15 protein-coding genes are annotated in these 14,667 nt (G+C 36.3%); 2 read left to right on the plus strand and 13 right to left on the minus strand.

Features of this window, described 5'->3' with window-relative positions; translation table 11 throughout:
• Positions 1-4: 4 nt before the first annotated feature.
• Positions 5-1,585, minus strand: coding sequence for an ArnT family glycosyltransferase (locus EV201_RS00625; RefSeq protein ID WP_130305471.1), 1,581 nt, complete (start codon positions 1,583-1,585; stop codon positions 5-7).
• A 48-nt stretch (positions 1,586-1,633) separates the two neighbouring features.
• Positions 1,634-2,293 carry a phosphatase PAP2 family protein gene (locus EV201_RS00630; protein WP_130305472.1) on the minus strand — a complete coding sequence of 220 codons (660 nt, stop codon included), beginning with the start codon at positions 2,291-2,293 and terminating at the stop codon, positions 1,634-1,636.
• A 437-nt stretch (positions 2,294-2,730) separates the two neighbouring features.
• Between EV201_RS00630 and EV201_RS00635 the strand changes: the two genes are divergently transcribed.
• On the plus strand, positions 2,731-3,375 hold the full coding sequence (locus EV201_RS00635) for a phosphatase PAP2 family protein (protein ID WP_207224357.1): 645 nt from the start codon (positions 2,731-2,733) through the stop codon (positions 3,373-3,375).
• Positions 3,376-3,428: 53 nt separating this feature from the next.
• Here EV201_RS00635 and EV201_RS00640 read toward each other — a convergent pair whose 3' ends face one another.
• The 8 genes from EV201_RS00640 to EV201_RS00675 form a co-directional block, all read right to left on the minus strand.
• Complete coding sequence (locus EV201_RS00640; protein WP_130305474.1) at positions 3,429-4,016, minus strand: NlpC/P60 family protein; 588 nt, start codon at positions 4,014-4,016, stop codon at positions 3,429-3,431.
• 96 nt (positions 4,017-4,112) lie between these two features.
• Entirely contained in the window at positions 4,113-5,231 is a 1,119-nt protein-coding gene (locus tag EV201_RS00645; protein WP_130305475.1) for an ABC transporter permease, read from the minus strand.
• Positions 5,232-5,278: 47 nt separating this feature from the next.
• On the minus strand, positions 5,279-6,385 hold the full coding sequence (locus EV201_RS00650) for an ABC transporter permease (RefSeq protein WP_130305476.1): 1,107 nt from the start codon (positions 6,383-6,385) through the stop codon (positions 5,279-5,281).
• 36 nt (positions 6,386-6,421) lie between these two features.
• Positions 6,422-7,168, minus strand: a complete 747-nt coding sequence (locus tag EV201_RS00655; protein WP_130305477.1) for an ABC transporter ATP-binding protein — start codon at positions 7,166-7,168, stop codon at positions 6,422-6,424.
• On the minus strand, positions 7,165-8,091 hold the full coding sequence (locus EV201_RS00660; RefSeq protein WP_130305478.1) for an ABC transporter ATP-binding protein: 927 nt from the start codon (positions 8,089-8,091) through the stop codon (positions 7,165-7,167). Before EV201_RS00660 ends, EV201_RS00655 begins: the two co-directional genes overlap by 4 nt.
• A gap of 3 nt (positions 8,092-8,094) precedes the next feature.
• Positions 8,095-8,985, minus strand: coding sequence for an HlyD family secretion protein (locus tag EV201_RS00665; RefSeq protein WP_130305479.1), 891 nt, complete (start codon positions 8,983-8,985; stop codon positions 8,095-8,097).
• 22 nt (positions 8,986-9,007) lie between these two features.
• The gene (locus EV201_RS00670; RefSeq protein WP_130305480.1) at positions 9,008-10,297 is read right to left on the minus strand and encodes a TolC family protein; all 1,290 of its coding nucleotides are present in this window, start codon (positions 10,295-10,297) and stop codon (positions 9,008-9,010) included.
• A 9-nt stretch (positions 10,298-10,306) separates the two neighbouring features.
• Positions 10,307-10,915 carry a TetR/AcrR family transcriptional regulator gene (locus EV201_RS00675; protein WP_130305481.1) on the minus strand — a complete coding sequence of 203 codons (609 nt, stop codon included), beginning with the start codon at positions 10,913-10,915 and terminating at the stop codon, positions 10,307-10,309.
• 319 nt (positions 10,916-11,234) lie between these two features.
• On the opposite strand from EV201_RS00675, the gene EV201_RS00680 reads away from it, so the two are divergent.
• A complete protein-coding gene (locus EV201_RS00680) occupies positions 11,235-11,900 on the plus strand; it encodes a putative quinol monooxygenase (RefSeq protein ID WP_130305482.1) in 666 nt (221 codons plus the stop codon).
• 75 nt (positions 11,901-11,975) lie between these two features.
• Here the strand turns inward: EV201_RS00680 and brnQ are convergent, their stop codons facing one another.
• From brnQ to EV201_RS00695, 3 genes are all read right to left on the minus strand, one after another.
• Entirely contained in the window at positions 11,976-13,265 is a 1,290-nt protein-coding gene (gene brnQ / locus EV201_RS00685) for a branched-chain amino acid transport system II carrier protein (protein ID WP_130305483.1), read from the minus strand.
• 271 nt (positions 13,266-13,536) lie between these two features.
• A complete protein-coding gene (locus EV201_RS00690; RefSeq protein WP_130305484.1) occupies positions 13,537-14,166 on the minus strand; it encodes a carbonic anhydrase in 630 nt (209 codons plus the stop codon).
• Between the two features lie 270 nt (positions 14,167-14,436).
• Entirely contained in the window at positions 14,437-14,655 is a 219-nt protein-coding gene (locus tag EV201_RS00695; protein WP_130305485.1) for a YwbE family protein, read from the minus strand.
• Positions 14,656-14,667 lie beyond the last annotated feature (12 nt).

Genomic DNA, 14,667 nt, shown 5'->3' on the forward strand with positions numbered 1-14,667 from the left:
ACAATTAATTCCTTTTTTTATTCATTAAAATTACGGTTGTTCTATTCTCGAATACGTCTTTCTGTTCGAATATTTTTAGAGCAAACTCTTGATAGTTTACATCACGTAAACTCTTGAGAGTGGATATGACACAGGCTTTCGGGTGATTTTCAAGAAAATATTTAAGACTTTCGATATTATCGAGTTGTTTGATTTCACACTTTAAATAAAAAGGATAAGAGGGATTGAATTTTTTATAATAGGCAATCGGTTCGTTTTTATCGATGAGAGGCAGGGACATGCTTACCGGGTTTTGTTTGGCAATTTGTTGAAATATAATCCCCGAGAGGAAAAAAGAAAAGATAATAAAGGAATAACTGATCAAATGAATCACAAAAATGAATTTCTTTTTTTTATAATATTTTAAGGCAAAGACAGCTCCAATAAAGCCTGTTGTAAGCAAAAGTAATTGGGGAATAAGAACAGTGAATTGCTTCTCAATAGTCAGACCGATATAAGCTGTCGCAAGAAGTAGTATGGATAGGATAATTAGTCCAATAAGTTCTGGTTTGGGGTTAAACTGTTTGATTTTTGCTAGAAATGAAGCAATAAGTACGGCAAAAAATGGGTATGCAGGAGCCGTGTAATTGGGCAGCCTTGTTGATGATAACGTGAAAAATATGAGGATGACAAGTCCTGCTGTAAGTGCAAATATGAGTACATCTTCCTTTTTTTGTTTGTATATATGGTTTATCGATCGGAACAGAAATAGGGAAAATGGGAATAAACCAAAAAAGACAAAAAGGGGTGTCATTAAAAAAGTAAAACCATGACCTTCCTTTGTAGAAGAAAATCTTTCCATGTTATGTTCCATAAAAAAGCCTCTGGTCCATTCTCCATTAGTCTTATAGTCGACTAAGAGGTACCAGGGGAGAACTATTAAAGAAAAAATAATGAGGCCTTCGAATGGTTTTAGGCGAGCAATCGATTTTAAATTAAAATTTTTGGTGATTAACAAATAAACCAGCATAATTAATCCGGGAAATAAAACGGCAATGGGACCTTTGGTTAAAACTCCCAGTGACAAACAAATATACATTCCCCATATAATCAATCGGTTTCTGCTTTGAAGTGACTCAAAAAAGAGAAATAAAGAAGCAGTAAAGAAAAATACAAGATAGGGATCGGGCACAGCCATATGAAAGAAAATGCCATAATGCAATGATGATAGAAGTATCAGTGAGCTGATGTAAGCCGTTTTAATTCCCAGCCATTTCTTTGCGAAAAAGTAAGTTATGAGTAATGTTAAGGCTCCAAAAATGATGGAAAAAAATCGGGATGACCAAGATGAAACGCCAAAAATTTTGTAAGATAAAGCCATGAAAAAGTAGTGTAGGGGAGGCTTATCTGTTCGTAATTCGTAGTTAAAGGTCGGAACAATATAATTTTCGCTTTCCAACATTTCCCTGGCACACTCCGTATTTTTTGCTTCATCCAATATATAAATCGAACCATTAATACCCACAGTGCTAATAAGTATATATATGAGAAGTATCAAAATAGGAACTCTATTCTTGATGTGGATATTTGGAATTGATTTTAGCATTATTTTTTTCGTTTAATTGGTACAGTATTCAGGTCATTTTTCAAATCCTTATTCATTCTGAATGAAACGTCTTAATGATGAATTGAGTCTGCTGTTTGATTTCCAATTTAATTTTGTCTCGAATAGCCATATAATGAGGACCGTTTCAAGCACTCCCAGAATCGCACCAAAATAAACGTCTATAAAAAAGTGTTGCAGCAGATAGACACGTGAGATGCAAACCAGTCCGGCTATAAGTAAGGATAAATAGCTTAAGATATGATTCTGATAGATCCAGATGAGTAGGCTGGCGACGACAAAAACGGTCATTGCATGACCGGAAGGGAATGCGTTTTTATAATAAAAATGAATGCCATGGGGTATGTGAATTTCGCTTACCGAAAGATAAAATAATGGGCGCATTGAATTTACAAACAGCATTTTTTTAAATATATAGGCAAGCAAGCCAGAGTTAATTAATAGGATGATACTAATTAATGAATAGTAGTATTTTTTGAATAACAAGAGAAAAGAAAGCACCATGATTAAGCTGCCATCACCCAGTAGGGTTATCCATAAAAAAAGGTGGTCCAGAAATGGGCTATGTATTGAATTGAGAAACAAGGTGAATTCAATACTTGAGAAGGCAGTTAGAACATAAGCTCCAATTAGAAGGAAAAAACAAAAAATGAGGCCACTGTAAATTAGTTGCTTAGAAATCTTTCTCATAAAACGCTGTGTTTTAGTGCGAACAAAGCATGAAATGTGTCTATTTAGATACAAGTTAAAATTTTTATTTGTTAAATGCTCTTATTTTGAGTTACTTATTATATCTTTTTTTGTAATAAATCGATTTGTATTTGGAGGATTGTGTGAAATGGAAATTGTTTGTTATTTCCATGGAACCTACTTTTATATAACGTTAAAAGGAGGATGTTTTAATTGAAAGGTAAGCCGACCGAGGGCTTGTAATTTTAATTACTTCAGATTATTATATTACATTTATCGTATTCATTAATTGTGAGATTTGTTTTTAGATTTTTAACTCAATTCATGCTTAAGTATTTATGCGATTCTACGTTTTTATTTTTTTCCTGTTTCCTCTACAAATCTTTGCGAGCAACCAATTAAGTGATTCACTTAAAGAAAACACGAGGCATGAATATGTGTTGAATTTAAAAAATACGGTCATTCCTATATCGCTTTTTACAATTGGGTTTATAGGAATCGAAAGTGATGCTCTAAAGAGTTTTAATAGAGAGGTTAGGGAAGAAGTGAGAGAAAATATTGATAGACAATTTACTGCCGATGATTTTTTGCAGTATGCTCCCGGAGCCATGGTATATGCAAACGATTTGCTGGGTGTTAAAGGTAAACATAAGCTTCAGAATCAATTACTCATTCATGGGACATCGCTTTTTATTATGGGAGCTATTGTGAATACCTTAAAGTATTCCGAAAAAGTTGAAAGACCAGATCATTCATCTTTTAATTCTTTTCCTTCTGGTCACACGGCAATGGCTTTTGCAAATGCTGAGTTTTTATATCAGGAATATAAGGATAAATCAATTTGGTATGGGATAGCGGGGTATACGATTGCAAGTTCAATAGGTGTTTTTAGAATTGTGAATAACAGGCATTGGGTTACCGATGTATTGGCTGGGGCAGGGATTGGCATTTTTAGCACAAAGCTGTCCTATTTTTTATACGATCGTGTATTTGCGAAAAAAAATAATAAAACTAAAACAACCCTTATATCACCTTTTTACAATTCAAAACAATTAGGTTTGTGTTGTTCTATAACTTTTTAGTCATCAGTATGTTGTTGAGGTATGTTGCGAATAGTTTACAAATCCGGATCAGATTAAGAGCCTTCATTGGGTTTAAGTATTCTTCGCGATGTTAGGTAGTGTTTTAACCAATAAGTCATCTTTAAATTGGATTTCATAACGCCTCTTTTTGTTGAAACGTGTATGAATAGATTTTCGCCCATATATATGCCTACATGCCGATAGGTATTGTTGGGTTTGAAAAATACCAAGTCGCCAATTTTTAGTTTGTTTTTCGATACCTCCACACCTTCCTTAAGCATTTGTCTGGTTGAGCGGGGAAGCTCTATATTGAAAGTCTTTTTGTATGTAAGCTGTACAAAACCAGAACAATCAAAACCTTTAGCAGAGGTGCCACCATATTTGTATGGCACCCCTTTATACTTTAGGTATTCTTTCTCAAGTTTGTTTTTTATAGTCGGTTCCAGTTCTTGAGCTCTGTTTATATGTACGATTGTATCCTGTTCGATAGATGGTTCTTCTGCTTCCTGTTCTATTATTTTCACACCCGAGTTTTGTTTTCTTACTGTTTGTTTTTTTGTTTGTTGGGGGATGTGTTTATGTGTTGAACAGGAAGCAATAAAAAGACTGATAACAATTAGGAATAGGATTTTTTTAGGCATAAAATCAGGCTTCGAATAGGATTTAAAATCTGCGATGTATAGTCATGTTAATCTTATCAACGAAGTTAAAAGCAAAATGTTATCCTGTATTGTTGATTAGCTCGTTTTTTTGTATCGATTTGCTGCAAAACTCAATATGGTTATCGAATATAAGCTGAGAATGCTTAATTCTTTAAGAATATCCATAAATCCGGAACCCTTTAGCATGATCATTCTAATGATTTTGATAAAATAGGCCACTGGATTTAGAAGGTTTATTTTTTGTCCCCATTCCGGCATACTTTCGGTTGGTGTAAACAAACCACCCATAAGGATGAAAATAATCATAAAAAACCAGGCTATGAACATGGCTTGTTGTTGCGTGTCTGTTTGTGTTGAAATAAACAGACCAATTCCCAATATGGTCAGCAGGTAAATAAAAGCAACCAAATAAATTAACCAAACTGAGCCTAGAACCGGTATTTTGAATACGAATGCTGCAATGATTAGACCAATGCCTAATTCGAAGAAGCCGATAAATAAGAAGGGGATTAATTTTCCGAGTAGAAATTGATATTTTTTGATAGGGGTGACATTAATTTGTTCAATGGTGCCAATCTCTTTTTCACGAACGACATTCATCGCTGATAAAAACAGGCCAATGACGGTGATTAATAAGACCAATATTCCCGGTAACATATAAGGGATATATTTCATCTCAGGATTAAAGAGGTGAGAATACGTGTTTTGAACCTGCTGAACGGCTTGGTTTTTCATCATCGTCTGAATACTGGAGCCAAGCTTTAGATTATAATCCTGTATAACAGAAAGAATGTAGGCATTATACAACCCTGCAGCACTGGCATCTATGGCATTTACAAGGACCTGAACTGAGGCAGTTTCTTTTTTGTCGATAGCATTACCAAAACCATTTTCAAAATACAAAATAGCATCCACTTTGTCTTCAAAAAGTTTATCTTCTGCTTTCTTTATCGAGAAGTCAACATTCTTGATGGTGAAAAATGGTGACGCTTCAAATTTTGATATAATTTGTCGGGAATGACTGGATAAATCCTGATCAACAATATACAAATTGGTATTTTTCATTTCGAAGGTTGCTGCAAAAACCAGGACGCAAAGTTGAATGATAGGCATTGCAAAGATGATGGGCAGCATACTTTTGTTTCTAAAAATCTGAAGAAACTCCTTTTGTAAGATATATTTTATTGTTCGCATGTATTCGTCCTAAAAGTTAAAAATAATGGATTCCGTAAGATTGCAAATTACTCTAATCTGATCTTAAATTTTTTGACACTTAGGCCTATTAAACCTGCTGTCATTCCAATGAGAATGAGGGTTTCTTTCCAAACAAATTCCAAGCCGGTTCCCTTTAGCATGATGTTTTTAATAATGACAATAAACCATCTGGGTGGAATAATATTGCTGATAATTTGCAAAGGCAGTGGCATATTTCGTAAGGGGAAAATAAAACCTGAAAGCAGGATTGTAGGCAGCATTAAAGCGAACATGGATAGCATCATAGCAACTTGCTGACTATTTGATACGGTGGAAATATAAATTCCCAGCGATAGAGCTAGCAGTATGAATAATAAACTTTCTGTCATAAGTAGTGCAAAACTACCTAGTACCGGCACTCCAAATACGAAATATCCCACGCCTACAATAACTAAGGCGTTAATGAAAGACAAGATTAAGTAAGGCGTAACTTTCCCCAGGATAATTTGTAAGGGGCGTAGGGGAGACACCAAAAGAATTTCCATGGTTCCCAGTTCTTTTTCCCGTGCAATCGATATGGAAGTCATCATGGCTGAAACCAGCATTAGGATTGTTGCCATGATGCCCGGTACAAACATATATACGCTTTCCAACTTCGAATTAAAGTACATTCTTGTTTGAGGGGTGATCTGATTCGGGACCTGTTTGCCCCTGTTTATCTCGACATTGTAATTCTGAAGGATACCCTGAAGGTAGTTGACCTCCATATTTGCCATATTGGGATCAGAGGCATCTGTAAGTATTTGTACTGAGGCTTGTGATCCTTTGATGAGCTTCTTTCCGAAATCCGGTTCAAAAACTAAGACGACTTTTGTTTCACCTTTGCGGAAGGTTTCGTCAACCTGCGTAATATTATCAAGGTTTTCAACCAGATTGAAATAACCTGAGGATACAATTTTGTTGATAATTTCAGATGTATATTCATCTTTAGAGTGGTCAAGCACAGCCATCTTAACATCTTTAAGGTCATTGGTAATTACAAAGCCAAAAAGTAAGAGCTGTACAATGGGCATCCCAAATAAAATAAGCATCGACCTTTTGTCTCGGAAGATGTGGTAAAACTCTTTTTTTAGAAAACCGATAAAACGTTTCATAGTCTTTTTTTTTAGTTGATAATGATCAACTGCTTTTTATTCCTGATAGTTACTTTTTCTTGCCAGTAGAAGGAAGACTTCATCCATATCTTTGGCTTTAAACTGTGTTTTTAGTTTTTCCGGAGTGTCCAACGCCTCAATTCTCCCGTCAACCATAATTGAGATTCGATCACAATATTCAGCTTCATCCATATAGTGTGTTGTTACAAAAACGGTAATACCATCTCGTGAGGCTTCATAAATAAGATCCCAAAATTGTCTTCTGGTAACCGGATCAACACCTCCGGTGGGTTCATCCAGAAATACAATTTCCGGATTATGGAAAATAGCAACTGAGAATGCCAGTTTTTGTTTCCAACCCAGGGGCAGTTCACCTATGCGTTTATTTCTTGCATGAACCAGTCCCAGTTTTTGTAGCAACTCATCGGCTTTTGCCTTGATTTCTTTAGATGACATGCCGTAAATTCCTGCATAAAAACGGATATTCTCAAATACCGTTAAATCCTCATATAAAGAGAATTTTTGACTCATGTAACCGATATTCTTTTTTAGCTCCTCCCTTTGTTTGTAAACATCCAAGCCTGCAACCATGATCTCACCGGATGTTGGATACGAAAGACCACAGAGGATCTTCATCGCAGTCGTTTTACCCGCACCATTTGCGCCAAGGAAACCGAATATTTCCCCTTTGTAAACATCAAAGGACAAGTCGTCGTTTGCAGTAAAGGCACCAAATTTCTTGTATAAGTTCCGTACTGATATTACTTTTTTGTCCGTATTCATGTCTGTACATTATTTTGCTGACTTAAAGCCATAAAGCAATCCTCGATGCCAGCGGTAATTTTTTTGATTTCAATTCTGTTTTGTCCTTTTGACATCAGATAGTCTTTAAGTTCTGAGGGTGATACATTCTCTCGCTTATCGGTATAGTGAATGTTTTGACCAAAAGGGAAAACTGAATTGGCAAATGGATAAGCCCTTAAGTCCAAAAGGAGTTGGTAGATATCCTGACCTTGTATGGCATATAAATCCTTCTCAAAGCTGGAAATGATACCATCAGGTGTGTCTATACTTAATATTTCTCCGTTTTGCATGAGTGCAACCCTTTCGCATAAGTTCGCTTCGTCCATATAGGGGGTTGCAACAATAATGGTGATCCCTTTTGCTTTCAGATTCTTCAACATCTGCCAGAATTCTCTTCTCGAAACCACATCAACACCTGTAGTTGGTTCATCCAATAACAATATTTTGGGTTGATGGATGAGTGCACAACAAAGGGCCAGTTTCTGTTTCATTCCACCGGATAATTTCCCAGCTAATCGGTGTTTGAAGGGTTCAATTTGCAACCAAATATCCCGGATCATATCCATATTGTCTTCGATTTTCGTATCGAAAACTGTTGCAAAAAAATTGAGGTTTTCCAGTACACTTAAATCCTGATATAGAGAAAATTTACCGGGCATATAACCCAATAGATTTCGGATTTGCTTGTACTCTTTTACCATATCAAAACCGCAGAGTGTCGCTGAACCCGAATTAGGAAGCAATAGAGTTGCCAGTAGACGGAAAAGACTTGTTTTTCCAGCACCATCAGGCCCTATTAAACCAAATAATTCTCCTGGTTCTATGTCAAGATCAATCTTTTTGAGAGCCTCAACATCACCGTAGGATTTCGATAGATTTGTTATGCTTATCTTGGATTTCATATGCTACTTGAATCTGATTTCGCCCGGCATGCCAATTTTTAATCGCCCGTCATTTTTTACTTTCACCTTAAGTGCATAAACCAATTTCACGCGTTCTTCTTTGGTTTGAATGATTTTGGGTGTGAATTCTGATTGTGAAGAAATCCATGTTATTTTTCCTGTAAGGGTCTGGTTTTCTTCTTTGTCTTTATCAATCAACACTTTAACTTTCTGACCAATTTTAACATCAGAAAGCTGATCGCCGCTGATATAAGCCCTTAGTTCAAGTGTGCTCAAATCGGCTAGTTTGAAGAGTGGCATTCCCATATTCACCATTTCGAATTCTTCGTGATATTTCTCTAAAACCGTAGCAGCTTTGGGTACATAAATGATGCTTTTTCGGATCAAATCGTTTAGAGCCTCTATTTTGTGATCTACTTTTTCCAGTTCGCCCAATACCTTGGCATTTTCAGTTTTAACTGCCTGTATTTGTTTTTGAGTAACCTGAATTTTTCCATTGATATCGTCGACCTCTTTGCTGGTTGCTGCCCCCTCTTCAAACATCCTCTCAATTCTCAGTTTATCCTTTTTAAGGATGGTGATTTGTTCCTGATAAACAGCGATGCGCGAGAGTATATTCTTAATGCCTGAAGCGATGGATTGCTTTTGCGCTTTAAGCTGTTCTCTTTGTAGAAATAGTTGAGTGGTATCGATGAGTCCGACTTGTTGGGGTTGTTTGAAAACATCACCTTCATCCAGATTAAGAGCGAGTATTTTCCCACTGTTTTCTGCTGAGATCATGTACTCGGTCGCTTCAAAATTTCCGTATGCATCTGATTCCGTTCCATTCTGATTACAGGCTGATGCTAAAAATGCTAGAGTGATGCTTATTCCGATAATTATATTTGGTTTCATATGATTGTAATTTGAAGTATGTTTAAATGCCTTTGATTCTTTGGTATTCAGACAACGATTGTTGTAACTGAATCAGATGATAAGCCTTGTTTAGTTTTGCTTGAATTTCTTTGTTTAATTCATCCAGATAATCACTGGAAGTAATGATGCCATTGTCCAACTGTGAGGCTGAGCTTGCACTGATGGCTTTTTTTAAGTCAATGATGGCGTCATCTTTCTCGAGTAAGATTTTAATCTTTTTTAATTTGATCCTTTCATTTCCCAATTCGATTAGCTGATTCTGTGTAAAGCTTAGTTCCTGAGTGCTTACAATATCCTTGCGGATTGTGATTTCTTTTTGTTTGCGACGGTTCGATTTCCAATCGAAAATATGCCAGGATATTTTTGCACCCAACATATAATAGGTATCAAACTGATCTGTCAACTGGTTGTAGCCGGGGTTTCCGTACCCCAATTGACCAAATCCGGAGATGACGGGGTAGCGGTCTTTTTTTACGAGTTCTTTCTGAGCTTCGAGTAATGATTTTTGACTTGAATACATCTGATATTCCGGTCTTACTGTATTCCTTGTGTTTAAATTATTTATTGATTCGATACTAAGACTGCTGTCCTGAAGTTGTGTATTGACATCAATTTTTCGTCCCATTAATTCGGATAGAACATGAAAAGAAGTTGCCTCATATGCATGCAATTCCTGAATCTGTTGATCGATTAGCAATAGTTCAGATTCCATTACTTTTAGGTTGGCAGGGAGAAGAACTCCATTTTCAACAGCGGATCTAATCTGTTTTATTCGATTTGAAATGGTTTTGTGCTTGTCGAGAAGTACCAGCTTGTTTTTACGAACCAGTTGTATGCCAAAGAATGCGTCATTGACTCTTTTGCGCAATTGATAGAGTTGAATTTCCAGATTTTGAATTTCGACTTCTGAAGCCTTTTTCTCCAATTCAATTCTATCTTTGGTTTTTCCACCGTCATAAATCAGCTGCTCAATATCAATATTAAGAGCATATTGATCTTTAGGCGCCTGAGGTGTAATCATTCCCGGGAAAGAAATACCTGTGACATCGGACTGATAAGAGAGTTTCCCATTTGCATACAGCCTGGGTAGATAGGATGTTTTGAGATTTTCAATATTCAGTTGTGAAGATTGGGTTAAAAGATCTTTTCCTTTTACTAAAGGAAAGTTTTCCTGCACTTCTTTCTGGCATTGCTCCAAACTAAGAACCTCTTCCTGAGTCCATCCAATTTGAAAATGAAAGATGAGGGCCAGAAGAAGTGTGTATTTGCTATTTTTCAAAAGTGAGTTCATTTGGCTTGTTTAAATTTTTATCGATTGAATAATAAAGTCGGCAACACCGTCAGCTCTTGATTTAAGAATCTGATCCATATCATCATTTTTGTATAAAAATTGTTCTGCTATGGGGCGGCTTGCAAAGGGGAATATAGAGAGACTGATAATATTTAAGATTAATTCTCTTGGGTCAATGGGCCTTATTTTGCCCGTTTTTATAGCAGCTTGAATTTGTGCCACAGTTTTTTGTTTTCCCTCTGTAACCCCCTCAAAATTAATCAGATTTATTATTCGACTAGGGTCTGTATTAATCTCATTGATTATAAAGTTGGGGATAAAAGGGTATTGGCTCATCACTTCGTTGTAGAGCTTACAAATGTTTCTGATTTTCTGAAACAATTCAGAATCATCTGCCAAAAATGCAGCTAAGGGACGAATCAGTTTTTTAAAGGCTTCTTCAAAAACTTGTTTGAACAGCTTTTCTTTGCTTCGATAGTAATAATGTAAGAGTGCTTTATTAATACCGGCACGATCGGCTATTTCCTGCATTCTGGCTCCGGATAAGCCTTTTTGTGCAAAAATAGTTCTAGCTGCATCAAGAATATTTTCCTGAGTCTCAATTATTTTCTTTTCCATGATTTCTGTAGTTTTTAACCAGATGGTTAATTAGATTTTAAAAAATAACCGTTCGGTTTAACTGTTTGGTTAATGCAAATGTAGAGTATAAATTCACAATCGCAAATTAAAAGTGATATTTTTTAACCAACTGGTTAAATTTGATGGTTAAAATCTTAAACGTTTAGATAAAGAAATTTCATTTAAAATTAGTAGAAAGATATAACAGGAATTGGTGTGTGAGATTCTCTGTTGCTTTATGGCTTCAAAAGTGATAACTTGTAAGAACCAGAAGATTAACAGAAAAATAAATGTAAACAGATAAAAGGAGGATTAAAGAATGACAACAAATCCAGCTAAACTGGCCAACCCGGATGATTTGGTTTTCTATGTGAAATATCACATCAAGCCTGATTGTGTTGAAGAATTTCAGAAACGTTGGTTTGCGCTTGTAGATCATATGCGTCGTGAACCATCATTTGTGAGTGCTTTTGTACATCAGGACACAGCTGATCCTACAAAGTTTAGTATGTACGAACGCTGGACAGAGTCATCGAAAGAGGATTTTATGACCTACCAAATGGCAGCAAAGGCTTATCGTGAAGCGTATGAGAAAAGATTGCCGGAGATGAGTTCGACTCCAAGATTAATCCATATTCTGCGTCCGCTGGCTTCCTGGGCAAATCCAAAGTTTGAACCCGTAGAAAATGATTTGATATTCTATGTGAACTTTCAAATTAAGCCTCATAGGCAAGCTGAATGGAAGGAAGCTGCTTTGATTGTGTTGAATGAGATGGCTGAGGAGGGGGCTTTTGTTTGTGCTTTTCTACATCAGGATGCTGAAGATTCATCCCGATTTACTGTTTATGACCGTTGGAATAAACCTGGGCGGACAAACTTTGCTGATGAGCACCGAAAGCTTTTGGAGTCCATTTTGCCTGATGCCGTTTTAAGTTTTCGAACATTTCGTATTCTTAAGCCCTTAGGGAATTGGGTAGGTGTTTAAGTCCATATTAAGATGGACTATACAGCATTCTACAGTCTGAAATATTAGATTATTTGTAGAATGCTATATGTTGCTTTAGACAGATCGATTTGTTTTAATTTTATAAGCGATAGAAGTTGATAGTCCTCCTAATAAAGCAGGTGTCAACCAACCCATTTCGTACGAGGTCATGGGAAAGGTTAATAGCCAATTTCGGGTCTCAGAAAGAGTATCAAATGATTGGCAGACAAACATCAGAATACTAAAAGCAAGAGTACTACCCACAACACCAGAATAAACTCCTTTGTAAGTGATGTATTTATCGAATAGATTGAGAATGATTAATACCAATATGGCCGGGTAGATCATATTCAAAATCGGACCTGAGAAGTAAACGATCTGTTCAACACCTAAATTGGCAAGAACAAAACTGACTAAAGTGATCGTAACGACATTAAATCGATAGCTCAGCTTATTGTCTGTTAATTCACTAAAATATTCTGCAACCGTAGTTGTTAAACCAACGGTTGTCGTAAAACAGGCAAATATGACTGTTACGGCAACCATCCAAACTCCATATTGACCAAACATTCGGTCAACCAGAGCCATAAAGGTTTCAGTTCTGTTCAATCCTTCGGGTATGCTGCTAGCACCATTAGCTCCTAAATAGATTAAGCCACCATATACAAAACCAATAATACTAAAAGCGACTAGGCCTGATTTGATGGTTATTTTTATTTGTGATGAGGTATCGGTATAGCCTTTCTCCTTTAAACTTAAAAGGATAATGCCTGCAAAGATAACAGCAGCTAAACCGTCCAGTGTTTGATATCCTTCAAGAAAAGCATAAGTATATACGTTTGATAATCGAGCTGTTGCCATTGTATCTGATGGCATTAGCATGTTTTTTACTATAATTGATACCAAGGCAATAAGTAAAATAGGGGTCAGGTAAACAGCTATTTTGTCAATAATACCTTTGGGATTGATCACAAAGAGTAGGGAAATTCCAAAATAAACCAGAGTGAAGAGGTATTGTGGGATATTTGGAAAGATAGGCAATATTCCCATTTCATAGCTGACTGCTCCTGTTCTTGGTAAAGCCAACAGGGGGCCAATAATCAGCATGATAATGATGCCCATGATGATACTAAATTTTGGTCCGACCTTAGACGCAAAGGAATCGAATGTGCCCCCCGATTTTGCTATGGCAATAATTGCCAGTATCGATAAACTCACATCGGTAGTGAAGAAGCCCATGATGGCTTGTAGCCATGAATCTCCACTCACAACTCCCAATTGAGGTGGAAATATCAAATTTCCTGCTCCAAAAAACATCGCAAACAGTGCTACGCCAATCACCACAATATCCTTAAACTTTTTCATTAGATCTTATTTTTTTATAGAGCGCGAATGTATTAATTGATTGGTGAAATAAAACTAACAATTGTCATTAATTTGAGGTTTGTGTGGGAAATAAACGCTTATAAATGGGAATGAATGCATTCAACTGATGTTTGTAACATATGCTTCTTTTGTCGATGAAGTGCCACCTGACTTTTAGTGCAAAAAATCACTTCAGTATATTCACAAAAAAAACTCACCAGATCTAGGTGAGTTTCTCGTATTTTGTATTGGAATAATCTTATTTGTGAACTTAGGACTCAAGACGGTAAATCTCCATGATGTCCTTTAATATTCTATTGAAATTTATTTTCATATCGATAATATGTCCTGTGTGGATATCGAAAACCCAACCATGAATAGTGATTTGACCATGGCGAAGAGCTTGTTGCACTTCGGCTGTTTTAATCAGATTTACGCATTGTTCCTGAACATTTAATTCAACCAAGCGGTTGTACTTTTGTTCTTCATCATCAATAGCATTCAGCTCATCCTTGTGCAAACGATAAACGTCGCGAATGTTCCTTAACCAGGGATTTAAAATCCCCATGTCTTTAGCCTGCATAGCGGCTTTTACACCACCACAATTGTAATGTCCACAGATCACCACATGTTTTACTTTAAGATAGCTAATGGCATAATTAATGACTGACATCGCACTTAAATCGGTATTGGATACCATATTGGCAATATTTCGATGGACAAACATATCTCCGGGTTCAATACCCATTAAATCTCCGGTTGTAACACGGCTATCAGAACAGCCGATATATAAAATTTCCGGGGTTTGTTCGCCAGCTAGTTTTTTGAAATATTCAGAGTCTTTACTGAGCTTTTCAGCAATCCATTCCCGGTTATTATTAAAAATGTGCTTGATGTCCACCTTATAGAATTTTGGTTAATCAATTTAATTTCAGAATGTTTATTTGCGTCATTACTAAATTTTAAATGCCGACAAATTTGTGGTTTTCATTCTTGTGAGACTAAATATAGTAAAGTTCTTTTATTGTTAAGGTGAGTTAATCAGATAAAAAGATGAAAACCTCCGTTTATGTATTTATAATCAATAGAATCGTAAAAGAGGGAAGGAGGAGTATAAAACAAAAACCGCCTTGCATATGCAAAACGGTTTTGTTTGAATTTCATAATTCATTTAATCTTCATCGTCGAGGATGTTTTTCACGCGTCCCACTTCACCCGTTTCAAGTTGAACCTTGATGCCGTGAGGATGATGGGGTGATTTAGTAAGGATGCGTTTCACAACACCTTCAGTTAAGTCGCCACTGCGCTGATCCTGTTTTTGAACAATCTCAACATATAAGCCTATTTTGATGTCTTTTCTGTTTTTACCATCAGGGTGGAAATCTGCCATAATTCAGTTTTT

Origin of the sequence: Ancylomarina subtilis (genome assembly GCF_004217115.1) — a bacterium.
Classification (GTDB): Bacteria; Bacteroidota; Bacteroidia; order Bacteroidales; family Marinifilaceae; genus Ancylomarina; species Ancylomarina subtilis.